The sequence below is a fragment of the Bacteroides sp. AF25-38AC genome (assembly GCF_003602995.1).
Taxonomy (GTDB): domain Bacteria; phylum Bacteroidota; class Bacteroidia; order Bacteroidales; family Bacteroidaceae; genus Bacteroides; species Bacteroides uniformis.
Window position 1 is genome coordinate 1 of sequence record NZ_QTMD01000050.1, and the last position, 16,616, is coordinate 16,616.

Genomic DNA, 16,616 nt, shown 5'->3' on the forward strand with positions numbered 1-16,616 from the left:
GCAGGCATACGACAGCAAGGGAGAGCTTGTCTGGGAGATGCTGCTGGACGTGTACGGCAGGGTGGCGGAATGCCATGGGGACCGGATGCTCGTGCCGTTCAGGTATCAGGGACAGTATGAGGATGAAGAAACGGGGCTGTATTACAACAGGTTCAGGTACTACTCGCCGGATATGGGGATATATATTTCTTCTGATCCCATTGGACTGGCGGGTAACAATCCAACACTTTATGGATATGTGAAAGATATAAATGCTTTTACAGATATTTTTGGTTTATCAATATCACCTATTTCAGGATTTAAAAGTTTTGGTGAGCTAAAACAATTCGGTACTCAAATTCAAGCAACACTGGCACGGGGAGGATTTAAAGGGTCAGATATTTTTATGCAAGGAAGTTCTGTAACTGGTCGTAGTTTTAGCACTGGAGTTCCTTTTGATGTAGGAAGAGTGAGTGATTTTGATGTGGCTATTGTTAATCCTGACTTATTAGCAAAAACGCAAAATTTAGGTTTAGGCAAAGCTGGATACCCTTATTCTATGCCTTTAGACGCAGATGCAATGCGTAAATTAGGATTTGGAGATTTAGCCGATGATTTATCAAATCGTTTTGGGCGTGATATTAACTTTAGGATATTTGATAGCGAAATTTCTGTAAGAGCAAAAGGAAAGAGTTATAAAATTAAATGTGGCTAAGATGAAAGGATTTTATATAACTTATGGAATCTTTACGGAAGATATTGAGACCTTTGTAAAAGATATAGAAATTGAGTTAGGCATTAAATTAATAAAAGATGAATTTGCAGAAAATCAAGAGGTATATTATTTAGATAAAAGTCAAAAAAATAAAATTAGTTGTTTTAGTATTTTCTATGGCAATTCTTTAGGGTATTATTTGAATAAATCTCAAAAAATACATCCATTTTTTTTAATTTCTTGCAATATTATTTTGAATGAAAATGATAAAATAGAGTATGTTCAAAAACTTCAAAACACACTTAAAAGTAAAAAATATGTTAGAGAATTGAATTTTGATACTGACGAATGGTGAAATTAGAGGTTGGATATTTATCTCATGAATTTAACGCTGTAAGTGGCCCAATGTTGGCAAATCCTCGCAGGGGAAAACCTAAAGCAACAGGAAGCCAATTTGTAATATTTAGAGTAAAGCTACGAGTTTATTTGATGAACATAAGGTTGGCACTATTGGTTGTCATTAAAAACTGCGCTCTTACGGATGAATTGTTTATTTTTACAGATAATGAGACTGGTGATGAGGTTGGTATGTACTACACAATACATGGCTGTTTATAATTAAGACATCATCAATAAAGCGCAGAAGCAGAATATCAGGAAGCAGCTTGAAGCTCTCGGCATAGACAAATCAACGTTGTTCCCGGAAGTCGAACACGTGGCCGAGCATATAAAGGACAAATATCATCTACCTAAATAACCTTTCCCTCATTTTAAAAAAACAAGCCGAGCTATTACGCGGATAGCTCGGCCTAAACAGATTTTATGTCAAACGCCTAATCTTACGGTGTGACTTTATTGTTCAGACATTTCTTCACTTTTTGTATGCGACGCTTACATTTTCTTTTCAGAGCTTTCACTACTATACGCGAAATTATTATATATCCCACAAATAGAAGAAGAGGAAAGAGCAACACTATCAGGCTTATAACGATAAACGGTAGTTCAAATTCCGGAAAGCACCTATAAGCCAAATCAAAAGTAGAAATCCCACCTGCAAATAAAATGATGAATATAATAAGTTTTATATTCGCCCATGTATTTCTACTATATTTCTTACAATCCCCCTGCGTAAAATTATACACGGAGATTAACAGTTCTAAGAATAAAATTATCTGAGAACTAACGAGAATATAAGTTTTAATGATTGTATCATGCTGACAACCAAATATTCCTATGCAAAACAAACATAAAAATCCATACAATCCCGCATATAAACCGATAAAGCCACACCCTTCCAAGTTGAGTTGATTTCCATCAGTCAGATATTTTAAACGGCGATAAGCCTTATCCAAATAGGCACTTTTTAAAATACATTCCTCGTCCTCACTTTTTAGACTCTCTTTTATAGTTTCATCGGCACGTTGCAATATCGCTTGTACCGATGCCCTTAAATCCATCTGGTATTTGCGATATATTTTAGTCAGTGCGTGTTTATCATCAAGATAGTATAGTCCAAAATCAAAAGCGATTGTAAATTGTATGAATGCAAGTAGATTGACACATTCTATTTCCGACATTTCTATTCAAGTTTTTTGGCTCTCCATTCTTCTCCATTATGCTTTAATACATACTCTGCAACGTACTTTATTAAATCAATCGGATGGAAAGAATAACGCAATTCTCCTTTTCGATATGTAACTGACAGCATAAGTTCTCTTTCATTACCATAAAACTCAATAGCCTCGTCATATTTGCTTCTTAAGTTCTTTTGGTTTTTTTCCAAAAAGATACTATTAGTTATCTTTTTCAAAGAGTCTATCAACTGCTCAATAGAGATTCCTACAGGAACTCTAAATAAGGTATGACGCAACTTATAATCAAACTTCAACTCTTTGTTTTTATATTCATAGTATTTTCTATCAACTGCAATTACCGCAAATTTTCCTTGTTCAATTAACTTTATTGCATCAGCTTCTACTTCTCTACATAATAATTTATCGCCATTAGAAATATCTTCGGGTGACATGGAAGAGCCTTCAACAGTAAATATTTTGGGTTCTTCAGAATATCTATACCCAGAGATATCCAACATTGAATTTTCACACGGAACCCTATCAGGTAACAACTCAAGACCTTTCAACGGAGTTACACTCAACGTTGGATCTCCAGCCGCCACACGAATAGTACCATCGGCATCCATACCGTTGGTACGCACTTCTTCTCCAAAGGCGAAGTGATAAAGATTAGATACTAACTGTTTCAATTTCAGCATATTAATCAGTAAAGCGCACCTAAGCGCACATTTGTGATTCGCAAAATTAGCGTTTTTTCTCATAACTTGCAAGTTTATAGGGGTTAAACATCAATAATGCCATCGCATAAGGCTCCTGCCTGAACTGTAACAAGAGAATTACACAACAGCCCTCACTCACTAATAAAACATTCCACCATAAGAACAAAAAGAATGCAATGAATGATTACGATTTAACCTCTTTTGTTCAACAGCCGGTTTGCTTTGCCTGTGATGAATTGAATAGCAGAACGAGAAAAGAGACCATGTAGGATAATATTTCAGAAGGGAGGATAGCCTGTAAACAGAGTTTCTTCTATTTAGTCGGTTAATAAATTTAATTGATTGTTTGTTATGTTCAAGGGAAAACACTATTTTTGCGAAATATGATATCCTCTTTCTTGTCTTGAAAGCGGTCTGACTGCTTTAACCAAGGCGAAATGTCTTGGTTTTATAATAAATAATAAGATCAGCATGGCAGAATTAAAGGCAACCGTGTGCTTGCAAGGAAAGGACATAGAAGTGATTTCATCACATATTGAATTTAACCGCAAGACAGATAATAAAGGAAGGCCGGTGACAAATGTTATTGGCGGACGTATTACTATAACCGTTGAATCTACCAGAGAAACTACTATTCTTGAAGCAATGGTAAACTGCCCTTTCAAAGCGATAAGCGGCAAGGTGATTTATTATAACACTAAGGATAATTCAATCTTTCGTGTCGTAGAGTTCAAATATGCGTATATCGTGTATTATAAAGAGATTTACAATGTTGACAGGAAACGCCAAATGTATTCTACCATCACATTTTCTGCGGATATTATTATGATAGGAGACGCATATTTAAGCAATCAATGGTAAGAAGAAACATGAAATTTAGTTGTATGGATATTATGTATCAAGAAATATCACTAACTTTGTTCATTGTGGATGTGGTGATAATGGATTTGCAGCGTCTTTTACTATTTCATATTTAATGTTCCTATTGCTACATTCCAGTTTCCCAATGGAGTTAAAATAGAATTATGTTAATAACAAAGGTATGAACACTTTAATTCTTGATTTTTTAAACAGCTATGCTGACAATCCTAATCCTCAGTATGCCGTGATGCTGAAAGGAAAATGGGGATGCGGCAAAACCCATCTTATAAAACAATGGAAGAAGAGGTTTGACGAGCCCGCAGATACCGACGAGGAAATTACGCTAAAGCCCATCTATATTTCGACCTATGGAATGGATAGCGTGAATGACATCAAGACAGCTATAGATAGGGAATTAAATCCTTTCTTCTATTCGAAAACCGGGCGTTTCATAAAGGGTATTTTGAAATTAGCCGGTAAGGTAGTCTTCAAGACGAGTGTGGATTTTAATGACAACTCTAAAGAGGATGGTTCATTTTCCGCAACACTGGATTCATTGTCGTTACTACAAGTGGAAGACGACAGTATAAAAGGTGTAAAATTTCTGATATTCGATGACATCGAAAGGTGCCTGATAGAAATGAAGGAATTGTTAGGCTTCATCAACTATTTTGTAGAGCACTGTAATTGCCATGTTGTCATAATTGGGGATGAAAACCACCTTGAAGAACTTCCCAAGGCTGTATTGGGTGAGTTTAAGGAAAAGACCATAGGCAAGGAATTTGAAATACAACCCGATATAGAAGAAGCTATCGAATACTTCCTTAACGAAGTACCGGTATCCGATTATTTGAAAGAAATGCGTGATTTCATTATTGCCTGTTTTATGTGTACAAAATCCGATAACTTACGGGTTTTGAGACAATGCTTGTATGATTTTAAAAGCCACTTAAACAAACTTCCTTCCGAACTGATTGAAAAGGATAATATCTTTCTTAAAAATATTCTTGGGTCATTTATTGCTGTGTATGCAGAGTATAATAATAGTGAGAACAAAGAGTTAATTTGTAATTGGAGTAGAGATTGTCAGATTTCACTACTCCAAGATGATAATGAGGATAAGCAAAGGATACAGCATCTAAGGGAAAAATATCACTCTTTGAACAAGGGGTTAATTTATAATGTCTTAAATCCGGAGTATGTTACGGCTATTATACAATATATTATCACAGGTGCTCCACTTGTAGAATTTATTGTTACGGAAATAAAGGATAAGCAAAAAGAGCTAAAACCTTGGGAAATGCTATCCGGCTTTTTCGACATGGAACAGCAAAAACTTGAAAGTATTTGTCAGGCTACTATAAAAGCCATATTGGATAAAGAGATAAAAGACGCTTATCAACTTGGTTATAGTATTGCGTATCTATCGTATTTTGACGCTATTGGTATTTTTTCTGATATAAAGCCTCATATCTCTTCAATAAAAGAGAGAATAGCAGAAATGATTAATAGTCAAACCAGTTTAGAGGAACTTTATCAGCTAAGAGGGCTTTTTATTAGTGGATGTAATTATGTAACCACAGATGTCAAGACTCCAATAACAGATGATATTGTGGGCTATTTCTTGCAGCAGATGAAATCAAAGATAAATGAGTTGCCGGATCAAATGCAAAAAGCACTGCGTAATTTGACTGAAGGAACAGTAGAGGAACTTATAATTATAGACAGATTGCCTTATCCAGATAAAAGTTGTACATACGAACTTCGTGCGATATTTGCATCTGAAGATGCCAATGCCCTTTTTGATGCTATCTGCAAACTAAGCAATAAAAGCAGAAATGCTTTTACGCAATTTCTTGCTTATCATTATAATTTTGACTATGACCTACAAGATGTGGGAGACAGATATAAGGCAGATATTCCTTGTTTACTCAAACTGAAAGATTTGGTCGGTAATGAAATCAGCATATCAAAAGGAGTGGATAAACTTGCCTTCATAAGGTTAAAAGATGTCTTGATTGAAGCTATTAGGAGGTGTGAAGGCTAAAGTGATACATTGATGCCAATGTAGAAGCTAAAAATGGCGTATCGTAAAAAACGGAGACGCGATGAAAGACCATTATTCCTAATTGGGTTAAAATAGAGGATATGAGGGCTATAAATGGAAACGGGTGGCGGCGGGGAATCGGGAGGCTATAAAGGGAGGAAGGATGCCATAAAAGAGTAGAGCCGTCGGCAGACCGGAGCGCAAAAAATCCCTCTGCCCGGTCATCACGACCATGCAGAGGGAACGGTTGAAATTATGATTATGTCAAGCAGCTTCGGCAATAGCTTCGTGTTTGGCTGCCTGCGGTTGTCCGGTCTCTTTCAGGCTTTCATCAATCCTGTGTTGAAGTTCCTTACATTCCTGTTTGAGCCTTGACAGTTCATCGGCTTTACTCCACTGGCGACAAATGATGTCTTGTAATGTGGGAATTTCGCTTTCTATCCGCTCTACCGCCTTTTGTTGCTTCTCGATAAGAGAGGGCAATTTGCTTAATGCTCCATGCGGATATTGTGCCGACTCAACGAAACCAAGCGGCAGTGCACCGCTCAGGCCGCATCGGTATTTCAATCCACTTATACCCTCTACAAAGAATGTATTGCGGTCAAACGTACCGTCTATGCTGTACTCGCTACGCACCAACAAGTTCAGCCCTGCATACGTGCCAACTGTGTTATACGCTTCGTTGCGGTAGGTCTTGGCAATACGGTGCAACTCCCGGCCTACTTCCTCGGTAGTGGCTTGCGGCAAGCTCAAAAGCAAGGTTGCCTTTGTCCCATTATACGAGTTGATGTATTCCAAATCCCTCATGAGATTGGCCTCTGTACGCTTTGCCTTTTCGATTTCTCCCTGACCGGCAGCTATTTTACGCTCGGCACGGATGCGTTCTTTCTTGAAAATAGCCTGTTCCTTTTCAAGCTGCATAATCTTGTTGTCGAGCTTCGTCTTGTTCAGCAAGTCGTTATTGCCTGACAGAATAGCCACGAACTCGGCAAAGTTCATACCGCTGTCCTCATCCATGCCTCCCTCGTCGATACGGCGCACGGCGATTGTGCCGTTGTTAATTTGGTTGATAAACATTTGCTTGTTTTTCAACAGATTAAACTTATAGGCGTCGAGGGTCTTTTCCGTACCATAAATTACGACATCTACCACATTACCACCCCACAGCTTTACGGTGTTGCCTTTGCGTATTGCCCTGCCGTTTCGTTGTTCCATGTCAGCAGGTCGATCGGGTAGGTCAAGGGCATTACTGCCCTCTTCCCCCCTCAGAACCGTACGTGAGGGTTTCCCCTCATACGGCTCAAGCTTTTCAAAGTCTCTGTTCGTGTGCAGAGACCGGCTCATCCTACTTCTTGTTTCCATTGTTTTTACGGGATAATTTGAAACATTCATCATGAACCAACAGATTGCATTTCCGTCCGTCTTGTACGGTCGGCATTACATTCCATGCCTTATGCGTGTCAATCGGTTCACCACATATCGGACATTTCCGACCTTGCTTTTCCCATAGGTAAAGCAGGGATTTACGTCCTTTCAGCGTCACAAGCATCTTTGACTTCATTCTTTTATTGAAGTACAGGCGGCAGTCTGCGTCAAACGGATTCATGTCCCCCTTTATCTGCGTATATTGCAGAAAAGGAAACGAAGATGCCAGTTTCAACAAGGTAAGTTGGTCTTCTTTGCCGTTTGATTTCTTGAACTTAGCCGCAAAAGTCCAGCTGTTCCCTCGGATATTGTGCCAATAGCGGTCTTTTATCCACTGTTTCCCTTTCTTGGAATGACGGCGTTTAGCCCATTGCCACAAGGCGAGAAATATCTGATGGTCGATTCTGTGAAAAGAATCACGTGTCGCCCCATGCTGATAATATGCTCCCCATCCTCGAATTTTAGCATTCAACATCCTGATTAATGATTCCTGCTTGCAACCCTTATGACCTTTTGTCACCTTACGGATATTCTCCATAAAGCGTTTTTCGGCTTTCTTGGTCGGCTTGGTCAATATTTCATTGCCGAATTTGCGGATGTTGAAACCGAGAAAATCGAAACCGTCACGGATATTGGTTATCACCGTCTTTTCTTCTGATAAGGTCAGACCTCTTTCAGACATAAAGTCGGCTACCAATGGCTTGATTTCCTTTTCAAGTGTTTCACGGTTCTCGCAGGTAATTATAAAGTCATCAGCGTAACGGACAAGATTCACCATTGGCGAATATAACTTACCTTTGATTCTAACTCGTTTATATTTCTCTGCAAGGACTTTCTGCAATCCGTCCAATGTCATATTGGCAAGCGTGGGAGAGATAATGCCACCTTGTGGCGTTCCCTCCTCTGTCGGGAACATCTGTTTGTTGAAGATATAGCCGCATTTCAACCATTTTCGGAGTATTGCCTTGTCCATAGGGATGTTGGCAAGCAGCCATTCATGGCTGATATGGTCGAAGCACCCCTTTATGTCACCCTCCAGAATCCATTCGGGAGAATAGCCTTTTCGGAGAATGTTATGGCATTGCATTACCGCGTCCATACAGCGGCGTTCCTTGCGGAAACCGTATGAACGTGAGTCGGCTGTTGTTTCCGACACTGGTTCTAATGCCATAAGGTAGAGTGCTTGCATGGCTCTGTCTTTCATTGTCGGTATTCCCAACGGTCGCAGTTTGCCATTACTCTTTTTGATGTGGACTCTTCTCAATGGCTTCGGCTGGTAGCCTCTGCGTTTGAGTTCGCTTATTGCTTGTGTTTTTGCTTCGGGTTTCTCCCATGTTTCCATGTCCACTCCGGGGGTGTTGCCACCTCCGTTAGAAGTAACTCTCTTTACGGCTAAGGCTTTTGCGTAAAAAGAGTGGGTCAGCGTCCACTGCAAGGCTTTCACCTTGTTGTATCTGCCTTCCTTCTGAGCCTTTACAATTCGTGCTTGTAGCTTTCTGACAGCCAACTCCGCTTTAGTCCAGTCTATTCTGTCCCAAAGTGTTTGCTGATTGTCAGCAGGCGCACACGATGTCTTGTTTTCGTTCATTTGCTTTCCTCCTTTTGAAAGTTCTAAAAGTTAATTGTAAAGAATCACCATTTGACAACATTCGGTTTGATTGCCTACCTAATGTCGTCACAGAAGTCTGCCCACTTTCGTGTCGGATGATGTCGCCCACATCAGCCCGTGATGTCGGTTCAATCCGTATCCGCTCCATTACAGAACGGCATTCGCTTTTTCTGTTATCTTATACCTGCACACCATTCGGCTTTCATTGCTGTCAGCTTACCTGTCATTTTTACATGACAGGAGATATACAGGCTTACCATGTTCCACATAGATAACTAACGGATAGGTTAGGTTCTGTCTCATCCTCCGGCGGTGCTTATATCCGTGTAATCCTACCATGGAGAGGATTAACCGACCGCTTCCCTTTTGGGTAGAGTGTGCCAGTATCTTACACTCTTTCGTGACATTACGAAGTTTACTAACAGTTCGCTTGCGCTAACCATACTATCCAGCCTCGCCACTCTACGGTATGATACTAACCGTACTTGACTTCCCCTCACGGTTCTGTCTTGTCTTGCGAAAGTGTACTTCGTCCCGACCGCTTAATACAACATTAAGGTGCATCGGTCGGTAGGCTACCGCTGACGGAACAGCGGGTTAAAGCTGATACCCGTAAGTATCATTCCAACAATTATCTATGCGACTTCATGTCGCACCCAAGGTATTTCAAGGTGATGCACCGCTACAGCCCTTTGCTGGGCGTTCACACCTGTGCCTAACATGGTCGTGCTTCCAAAAAGAACTCGCACCTTGCCATTGTTCATTTCTTCAAACAGCTTTTTTCTTGCCCTCTCGGTAGTGGCGCATTGGATAAACTGTATTTCATCAGCAGGAATACCGAGCCGTACCAACTTTTCTTTGATGTCGGTATATACGTTCCATTCGTTCGGTTTGTATGTACCAAGGTCGCTGAACACGAACTGTGTACCCCGATTGTCATTCGAGCGTATATAGTAGTCATAGATTGTCCTCGCACAGATAGAAGCCTTGTTATCGGCATCATCCTTGAACTTGCAACCCAACAAGCGCATATCAAGAGCCATTTTTCGGGCTACATTGGTCGCAACCAACATTTTCGCCTTGTCGAGGTTGTCGGGTTGCGGAACGTCAAGCCCCAAGTCCTCCCACTGGCCGCTACCGGCGAAAGATACCAAGCGTCCTATCATTTCCTCCTGCTCGATTGTCGGGGGATAAGAGAGGAAACGCACGTTCTTCTCAGGCACATCAAGATTTATCATGTCGGCTGTACGGTAATCCGTAATCTCACGCAGGAACATTGCCAGCTCCGGTACTTTGATGTAAGTACGAAAACGCTCTTTGCGCTTCACCGAGCCTGTCACATTCAATTCATAATCTGCCGTTTTCTTTGTGAATATGGCTGCCCACGCATCGAAACAGCTAATCCGTTGCCGTTGAAGCTCCTGCGGACGCAAATACTTGAACATCACATATAGTTCGGTCAGTGCATTTACCACCACTGTACCCGACAGAAACGTAGCCCCAAGGTCACGACCTGTCCGGCGCTGAATGTCACGGATGGCAAACAGCAGGTTCATCGCCCTTTGCGAGCCTTTGGTATTGCCGATACCTGCAACCCTCGTGTGGCGTGTCTGAAACATTAAATTTTTCATTACATGGCTCTCATCGACAAATATGTGGTCTATGCCCATTGTGTGAAAGTCCACCGCATCGTCTTTCCGTTCGTTGATTTTCATTTCCAACTCCTTAAGTTTGGCTGCAAGGTTCTGTTTGCGCTTCTCCAGTCCGTCCTGCATCTTTCCGCTGCGGTAGCGCATGGTGGATTGCTCCAAAAATTCGAGGTTACGCTCCACATCGGCAAGCTCTTCCGTGAATATATCTATCATGGTCTCTTCTGACTGCGGTATCTTGGCGAACTGGTCGTGCGTAAGTATGATGCAGTCCCAATTATTATTCTTGATTTTTGAAAAGACCTCTTGCCTGTTGGCAGGGGTAAAATCTTCCTTGCCCGGATAGAGAACTTTGGCCGTAGGGTATGCCTTGCGGAACGTATCGGCGATTTCGTGCACATTGGCTTTCAGCCCGATAATAAGCGGCTTGTGTGCCAATCCGAGACGTTTCATTTCGTAGGCGGCAACACACATTATCATCGTCTTGCCTGTGCCTACCTCGTGCCAACAGATACCGCCTCCGTTCTGCTTAATCATCCAGATAGCATCTTTCTGTGAGGGATAGAGGCTGTCGTATGGAAATTGCTCGAAAGAGAGCTGCGGAAAGGTCTGTGCCGAACCGTCATAATGCGGCCTGACATAGCAGTTGAAACGCTCGTTATACACCCTCACCAGCTCGTCCCGAACCTCTATCGGCTGCCTGTCAAGCCAGCGGTTGAAACGGTCTCTAATCTCCTGTATCTTGGTGGCTGCCTCCTGTATGGCTTCCTCGTCCGGCACACGCACCTTATCACCATTGCGGTATATCTCTTTCGTGATTTCAGGTACAGTATCATGCAGGGCATGAACAAACAAATCCCCACCGTCATAGTTACGAACGGAATAGGTGTTGTAAGCCACCGGAGAGTAACTTTGCAGGCGTACTATGTAGGTGTCGTTCACATCGAAATACATTACGCTTGTCTCGGTCTCGAAAAGTTCAGTTGCAAAATCGGCATATAACTTTGTATCAATCCAACGCTCACCCATGTTAATATCGAGTTCCTCGTAGGGTATCGCTTCGGGTGTCGCATCCGCCAAAGCCTTTACAGCAGTTTCCGTCCAATCTTTTTCCCTGTCCGTGAGTTCGGACAAGTAAGAACCTATCTCCTTGCATTTGGCAATGACATTGCCTGAAAGGAACTTGCCTTTGTGCTCCCACTCCCCGATAACAGGATTGTAAAATATCTCACCTTTGAGGTCGCCGATGATTTCTTCCTCGGCACTATCCGTGGACTGCATCAGGTAGTCCATATCAACCCTGCCGTAGAAATTCAAGCTGCTTGCCAACGCTTCAATCGGTGTCAGCCGTTTGTTCGGGTCTATCTTCTTGAACGCCACAGGTTCACGCATGATGTCGGACTTGACTAAATCCTTTCCAAGCTGCATTTCTATTGTAAAGACTTCCACACCGAGGCTGTCAAGCATGATAAACTCCTTGTTGTCGTTCTCGTGGAAACAACCCCATTTGGCAACAAAGGCATCGTATCGGGCGTTCAGCTCTCCACGCAATCCGTTATCCTCTTTTTGTTCTTCCCTCTCTTTGATTGACAATTCAAAGTATGCCTTGCGTATAGGGAAATAGTCTTTTGCCCTATCTGCATTGACCTTACCCTCGTCCACCGGTACAAAATCAATGGCTACCTCTTGATAAAGACTTGATTTTCGGTATTGGATAGTACCCACCTGTCCCTCAAACAGCACCATTGCGCCGTCTTTCATCCATGCTTCCACCCCGTCCGTGTAGGCTCGTTTGCCTTTTGCGACTTGTTTCATGGCTACACTCCCGAAAAGGGACATCTGCATATCTTCGCTACCTTGTCCTTCCCCCATGAAAAGACTTTTGCGGAAATATCGGCCAAAGTCAAGTTTCAGCAGTGCGGCGAGATATTGTGACATGGCATTTTCATTGCCCTGCCATTGGTATTTGCGTACATATTTTCCGTATTGGTTCTGTACAATGCGGCTACCTGTCGCAAGGGTGGTTTTCGGTATGGTGAACAATTTGTTGGCGTATTCGGTCATTGTGCCTGTGGCGTCCGCCTTTTCCCTGCCTACTTGTAAAAACAGTTGTTCCCGCTGTGAGAGTGCCGCCTTGCGCGTGTGCTTTTGGAATATCAGCAGGTCGCTGCCTACCTCTATACCGCTTGTCTGCATGAAAAGCATATCGGGCAGACGGATTGCACTTATCAGGTCGGCATGATTTACAAGATATTCACGCACGAACTTATTGCCGGGCGTGTCGGCTATGCCCCTCGATGTGACGAAAGCTAACAAACCACCCTCGTTCAACAACTCCATTGCTTTGACAAAAAAGTAGTTGTGTATGGTCTTGGTGGTCTGTTCGTACATACCGCCTTTCTTCCATAGTTCCGCATCGAACACCCTGAAATTGCCAAATGGAATGTTGGAGGCTATGACATCGAAAGTTGTATGTTCAAAACCTTGTTCTCCGATTTCTTCAAACCCAGTCGTCCGTGTAAGCGTGTTTTCATGGAGCAGGGAAAGTATCATCCCCGAAATGAGGTCTTTCTCAATAGCATAATCATACGTGCCGGACATGGCTATGGGCAGAAAACCGCCTATACCAGCACTTGGTTCGAGAAATGAACGCATTTTGAGACCGTTTTCGCTGAATGTGGCATGTATCTGCCGCACCACTGCATCAACAAGGAATTTCGGCGTGTAAAATGCTGTCAGTACAGATGCTTTGATGCCCTCTATGACATTGTGCCGCATGGGTTCTGTGAAATGAGGGTAAGCATTGATTAACTCCTGTAATCTTTGTATCGGTTCTTTCATATCACCACCTATGGGTTTGTCCGTACCTATATTCAATACTTCTTTGATACCCCCGAAACCAGAATATCGGGATAAAATTTCTTTTTCTTCCGCAGTGGCCTGCCTGCCTTGAACTTGGATTTTCATTGCCGTTTCTATGGCTTCCACGTTCGCTACCAATGACTTCAATTTGTTGTAACTCATAATTTAACCTTTCTTTTTTTCCCTTTGTTCGGTCTGTTTGCGACCTCTGGGATTTATTTTTCTGCCTCCAAAAGGTGGCGGAAACAATCGGGACAAGGCTGATGCGGAAAAATACGCTCGACAGACGGAGAGGAAGATTTTTGCGGCTCACTCGCGGCGGAACGCCGGCATTGGCAAGATTGGAGCAGCCTATTACCTTTGCGGGAAAATAAGTCCACGAGAGGTCGCACGGCAGCAGCAAAACGATAATAAATGACAATCAAATAGAAAGGGATGAATAAAACTGTAAAACAGGGGTGTTAAAACAGGGTAACGGACAACCGGAACGGATTGACCGTACTATAATCGGGGGGAAGGTGAACTATAAAAGGAGGTGGAAGCGTATGGATTGGCCCATCTCTTGATAATTGCAGAATGACGACTGTATTAAATGTCGTGAAAAAAAATGCAACGGGCTATTTTTTTGTATCATGAGCGTATTATTCAGCAAATTAGTTGTATCTTTGTAATCGCATAGATTTTTTTGAAATGAAAACAGCTATACAGATTGCCAAAATAAGAGCAGTGGTACTCTACATCATGCAGAGTTTCACTCAAGGAGTGGACTATATAAAGTTATTTAAAATACTTTATTTTGCCCAACAGGACCATCTTGTCAAATATGGCAAAGTGATTGTCGAAGACTCTTTCAGAGCATTGAAACATGGCCCGGTGCCAGCCTATACCTACAAGGCACTGCAAATTGCAGAAGGCAAACCCTTGGATGGGAATTTTGACGAGTTCCTTTCAGACATAGAGGTTCGTGACAAGAAGGTATATACTTCTGCCGTACCCGATATGGACTATATATCAGGTGCCAACAAACGTTGTCTTGACGCTGCTATCGCTAAATATAAGGATACAGACCCTTATGACTTGTCCGATTTGTCGCATGACTCGGCATGGGAAGAAGCGATGACACGCATTCAGGATGATCCTCAAAAGAACTTCATTACCATTATAGATATAGCCCGAGCAGGAAAAGCTACCGAGGACATGGTAGATTATATCCGAGAAAAGCAGATTGTCAAGAACGCTTTATCTTAAATCAAATGGACGACAAAACCGGTGCATTGGAAAGGCTGAAAGCTATAATGGCCAAAGCTGAACAAGTAGATATGTCATCAGTCAAAATTGGTGACATTATTTATGTTCCCTTGGACGAAGAGGACGGACTGATACTAAAAGACGGATATAAAGACCGCAATAAATATATTGTTATTATCGGCTTTACTCCGGAAGGTGTCGCTATCGGTGCCTTACTGATAAATTCGGAAATAGACTCTTCCAAGAGGTCGGAAGAGCTACTGAACTGCCAATATCCTTTGATGGTTCGGAACTATCGTGATATTCTGGACTATGACAGTTGGCTGGATTGTTCCGATATATTCGAGCTTTCAAAATTGAAAATCACGGAAAAGAACGGTAAACTGAAAGGTTGCCTGATTTCCGAAGACAGGGAACGGGTTATACAGTTTCTAAGAGAGACAGAGGTGTTCGATAATGCAACTAAAAGGCGTTATGGCATTATTAAATAATGGCGTTAAATCATACAATCCGAATACATTAACCCCACCAGTTATTTATTTAAAAGGTGAGAAAATCGGTTGTTTGAGTAAAAATGTGAATCTTACAAATCGTGTAGATCCGGACGTGCTTAATGACTGGATGATAAGTCAGCGATTATTTGATTAGTTTTCCATACAGAAAAATACATAAGTCTCCAGTCGTAAATTGGGAACTTATGTATTTAGTGGGTCAAATGCTGATGCCGTCCTGTAAAACGACTGGAGTTATCGTTGTAAGTGATAACTTCTTCAGACATCATTAATCTCTACTTTCCAATCTTATACATATTATCACGGGAGTCAAACCGCACACCGCAAAAAATGTAGTCAGGTGTACGTACTGCTCTTGCCGTGTATATATCTTTGCAGTTGCATTCTTCAAGGTATCCTGCCAAACTATCCACCATAATAGCGCAACTTAATTCCGCTGTTCGATGCTTGAACCGCCTGCCGTTTATTTCGACTAACACATAAGGGGCGAAAAAATCAAACGGGCTATTGCTTTCGGGGGATAAGATGCCGATGTCTATCAGTCTGACAGGATTTAACTTTTCGTCCTTTGCCTTGTCGTTGTCCTTTTCAATTTGTTCACGTAGTAAGCGGAGGTAGCAATCTTTCTTCGCCTCAAAAGTATGTATCGACTTAATCCACTCACGAATCCGTTTCTTAAAGTATGCCATACTATTGGAAACAAAGAGCGTTATCCGTCCGTCTATGACAAAACCGTAATCGGTCATACCACTCCATTTACCCATACATTTATGGCGTACAGGCTCCCATGTCTTGCCTCCTACAAGGGCGACAAATTCATCTACTGCTGCTTTCTCTTTCCTTTTCATTATATATAGCTTTTAAAATTCAGGAATAGTTCCTTTCTCAATCAAAACGTTATCGGCATAATACTCAATCGCACCAGTCGTAACACCAATATCCTGACAAACTGTTCTGAGATAGTTTTGATAGTCGTCTCCAGAAAAGTTCTTACCACATAAGTTTTTGAAAATCATCGGAATGGATATATCGTCTGTACTTGATAGTATCACTTTGCCATTCTGCCTAATCTCTGTTTTCATAATGCTGTTTTTGTTTTTATTGTTACTATTTCCCTTTGTTCGGCCTGTTTGCGACCTCTGGGATTTATTTTTCTGCCTCCAAAAGGTGGCGGAAACAATCGGGACAAGGCTGATGCGGAAAAATACGCTCGACAGACGGAGAGGAAGATTTTTGCGGCTCACTCGCGGCGGAACGCCGGCATTGGCAAGATTGGAGCAGCCTATTACCTTTGCGGGAAAATAAGTCCACGAGAGGTCGCACGGCAGCAGCAAAACGATAATAAATGACAATCAAATAGAAAGGGATGAATAAAACTGTAAAACAGGGGTGTTAAAACAGGGTAACGGACAACCG

14 protein-coding genes are annotated in these 16,616 nt (G+C 41.9%); 7 read left to right on the plus strand and 7 right to left on the minus strand.

Annotated features, from left to right (window positions below; all coding sequences use genetic code 11):
* The first annotated feature begins 37 nt into the window (after window positions 1-37).
* Genes DWY55_RS22610 through DWY55_RS20630 form a run of 3 tightly spaced genes read left to right on the plus strand, consistent with a single transcriptional unit; the run spans window position 38 to window position 1,312 of the window.
* Complete coding sequence (locus DWY55_RS22610) at window positions 38-694, plus strand: RHS repeat-associated core domain-containing protein (protein ID WP_310591655.1); 657 nt, start codon at window positions 38-40, stop codon at window positions 692-694.
* A gap of 1 nt (window position 695) precedes the next feature.
* A complete protein-coding gene (locus tag DWY55_RS20625) occupies window positions 696-1,049 on the plus strand; it encodes a hypothetical protein (RefSeq protein ID WP_117795874.1) in 354 nt (117 codons plus the stop codon).
* Window positions 1,043-1,312, plus strand: a complete 270-nt coding sequence (locus DWY55_RS20630; protein WP_117795876.1) for a hypothetical protein — start codon at window positions 1,043-1,045, stop codon at window positions 1,310-1,312. Before DWY55_RS20625 ends, DWY55_RS20630 begins: the two co-directional genes overlap by 7 nt.
* Window positions 1,313-1,533: 221 nt before the next feature.
* On the opposite strand, the gene DWY55_RS20635 is transcribed toward DWY55_RS20630, so the two are convergent.
* Window positions 1,534-2,271, minus strand: coding sequence for a hypothetical protein (locus DWY55_RS20635; RefSeq protein WP_117795878.1), 738 nt, complete (start codon window positions 2,269-2,271; stop codon window positions 1,534-1,536).
* 2 nt (window positions 2,272-2,273) lie between these two features.
* Window positions 2,274-3,029 carry a hypothetical protein gene (locus tag DWY55_RS20640; protein ID WP_007761407.1) on the minus strand — a complete coding sequence of 252 codons (756 nt, stop codon included), beginning with the start codon at window positions 3,027-3,029 and terminating at the stop codon, window positions 2,274-2,276.
* 429 nt (window positions 3,030-3,458) lie between these two features.
* Here DWY55_RS20640 and tssD point away from each other — a divergent pair, with 429 nt between their 5' ends.
* The gene (gene tssD, locus DWY55_RS20645) at window positions 3,459-3,848 is read left to right on the plus strand and encodes a type VI secretion system tube protein TssD (protein WP_005836793.1); all 390 of its coding nucleotides are present in this window, start codon (window positions 3,459-3,461) and stop codon (window positions 3,846-3,848) included.
* A gap of 181 nt (window positions 3,849-4,029) precedes the next feature.
* Window positions 4,030-5,895: a P-loop NTPase fold protein gene (locus DWY55_RS20655; protein ID WP_117795880.1), complete on the plus strand. Its 1,866-nt coding sequence runs from the start codon at window positions 4,030-4,032 to the stop codon at window positions 5,893-5,895.
* 264 nt (window positions 5,896-6,159) lie between these two features.
* Here DWY55_RS20655 and DWY55_RS20660 read toward each other — a convergent pair whose 3' ends face one another.
* The 3 genes from DWY55_RS20660 to DWY55_RS20675 form a co-directional block, all read right to left on the minus strand.
* Window positions 6,160-7,257 carry a DNA methylase gene (locus DWY55_RS20660; RefSeq protein WP_117917767.1) on the minus strand — a complete coding sequence of 366 codons (1,098 nt, stop codon included), beginning with the start codon at window positions 7,255-7,257 and terminating at the stop codon, window positions 6,160-6,162.
* A complete protein-coding gene (gene ltrA / locus DWY55_RS20665) occupies window positions 7,241-8,908 on the minus strand; it encodes a group II intron reverse transcriptase/maturase (protein ID WP_004323414.1) in 1,668 nt (555 codons plus the stop codon). The genes DWY55_RS20660 and ltrA overlap by 17 nt, the downstream gene beginning before the upstream one ends.
* Before the next feature lie 656 nt (window positions 8,909-9,564).
* Window positions 9,565-13,602: an N-6 DNA methylase gene (locus tag DWY55_RS20675; RefSeq protein ID WP_117893062.1), complete on the minus strand. Its 4,038-nt coding sequence runs from the start codon at window positions 13,600-13,602 to the stop codon at window positions 9,565-9,567.
* A 528-nt stretch (window positions 13,603-14,130) separates the two neighbouring features.
* Here DWY55_RS20675 and DWY55_RS20685 point away from each other — a divergent pair.
* Together DWY55_RS20685 and DWY55_RS20690 are read left to right on the plus strand one after the other, a co-directional pair.
* Entirely contained in the window at window positions 14,131-14,688 is a 558-nt protein-coding gene (locus tag DWY55_RS20685; RefSeq protein WP_005777276.1) for a Panacea domain-containing protein, read from the plus strand.
* 5 nt (window positions 14,689-14,693) lie between these two features.
* A complete protein-coding gene (locus tag DWY55_RS20690) occupies window positions 14,694-15,179 on the plus strand; it encodes a hypothetical protein (protein ID WP_005836787.1) in 486 nt (161 codons plus the stop codon).
* Window positions 15,180-15,475: 296 nt separating this feature from the next.
* On the opposite strand, the gene DWY55_RS20695 is transcribed toward DWY55_RS20690, so the two are convergent.
* Together DWY55_RS20695 and DWY55_RS20700 are read right to left on the minus strand one after the other, a co-directional pair.
* Complete coding sequence (locus DWY55_RS20695; RefSeq protein WP_005836783.1) at window positions 15,476-16,048, minus strand: hypothetical protein; 573 nt, start codon at window positions 16,046-16,048, stop codon at window positions 15,476-15,478.
* A 12-nt stretch (window positions 16,049-16,060) separates the two neighbouring features.
* Window positions 16,061-16,282 (minus strand): hypothetical protein, encoded by a 222-nt coding sequence (locus tag DWY55_RS20700; RefSeq protein ID WP_117795464.1) that lies wholly within the window; start codon window positions 16,280-16,282, stop codon window positions 16,061-16,063.
* Window positions 16,283-16,616 lie beyond the last annotated feature (334 nt).

What these genes read in the sequence shown, in the direction of transcription:
- DWY55_RS22610 (WP_310591655.1), top strand. Translation starts at nt 38, where the DNA reads ATGCTGCTGGACGTGTACGGCAGGGTGGCGGAATGCCATGGGGACCGG.
- DWY55_RS20625 (WP_117795874.1), top strand. Translation starts at nt 696, where the DNA reads ATGAAAGGATTTTATATAACTTATGGAATCTTTACGGAAGATATTGAG.
- DWY55_RS20630 (WP_117795876.1), top strand. Translation starts at nt 1,043, where the DNA reads ATGGTGAAATTAGAGGTTGGATATTTATCTCATGAATTTAACGCTGTA.
- DWY55_RS20635 (WP_117795878.1), bottom strand. Translation starts at nt 2,271, where the DNA reads ATGTCGGAAATAGAATGTGTCAATCTACTTGCATTCATACAATTTACA.
- DWY55_RS20640 (WP_007761407.1), bottom strand. Translation starts at nt 3,029, where the DNA reads ATGAGAAAAAACGCTAATTTTGCGAATCACAAATGTGCGCTTAGGTGC.
- tssD (WP_005836793.1), top strand. Translation starts at nt 3,459, where the DNA reads ATGGCAGAATTAAAGGCAACCGTGTGCTTGCAAGGAAAGGACATAGAA.
- DWY55_RS20655 (WP_117795880.1), top strand. Translation starts at nt 4,030, where the DNA reads ATGAACACTTTAATTCTTGATTTTTTAAACAGCTATGCTGACAATCCT.
- DWY55_RS20660 (WP_117917767.1), bottom strand. Translation starts at nt 7,257, where the DNA reads ATGGAAACAAGAAGTAGGATGAGCCGGTCTCTGCACACGAACAGAGAC.
- ltrA (WP_004323414.1), bottom strand. Translation starts at nt 8,908, where the DNA reads ATGAACGAAAACAAGACATCGTGTGCGCCTGCTGACAATCAGCAAACA.
- DWY55_RS20675 (WP_117893062.1), bottom strand. Translation starts at nt 13,602, where the DNA reads ATGAGTTACAACAAATTGAAGTCATTGGTAGCGAACGTGGAAGCCATA.
- DWY55_RS20685 (WP_005777276.1), top strand. Translation starts at nt 14,131, where the DNA reads ATGAAAACAGCTATACAGATTGCCAAAATAAGAGCAGTGGTACTCTAC.
- DWY55_RS20690 (WP_005836787.1), top strand. Translation starts at nt 14,694, where the DNA reads ATGGACGACAAAACCGGTGCATTGGAAAGGCTGAAAGCTATAATGGCC.
- DWY55_RS20695 (WP_005836783.1), bottom strand. Translation starts at nt 16,048, where the DNA reads ATGAAAAGGAAAGAGAAAGCAGCAGTAGATGAATTTGTCGCCCTTGTA.
- DWY55_RS20700 (WP_117795464.1), bottom strand. Translation starts at nt 16,282, where the DNA reads ATGAAAACAGAGATTAGGCAGAATGGCAAAGTGATACTATCAAGTACA.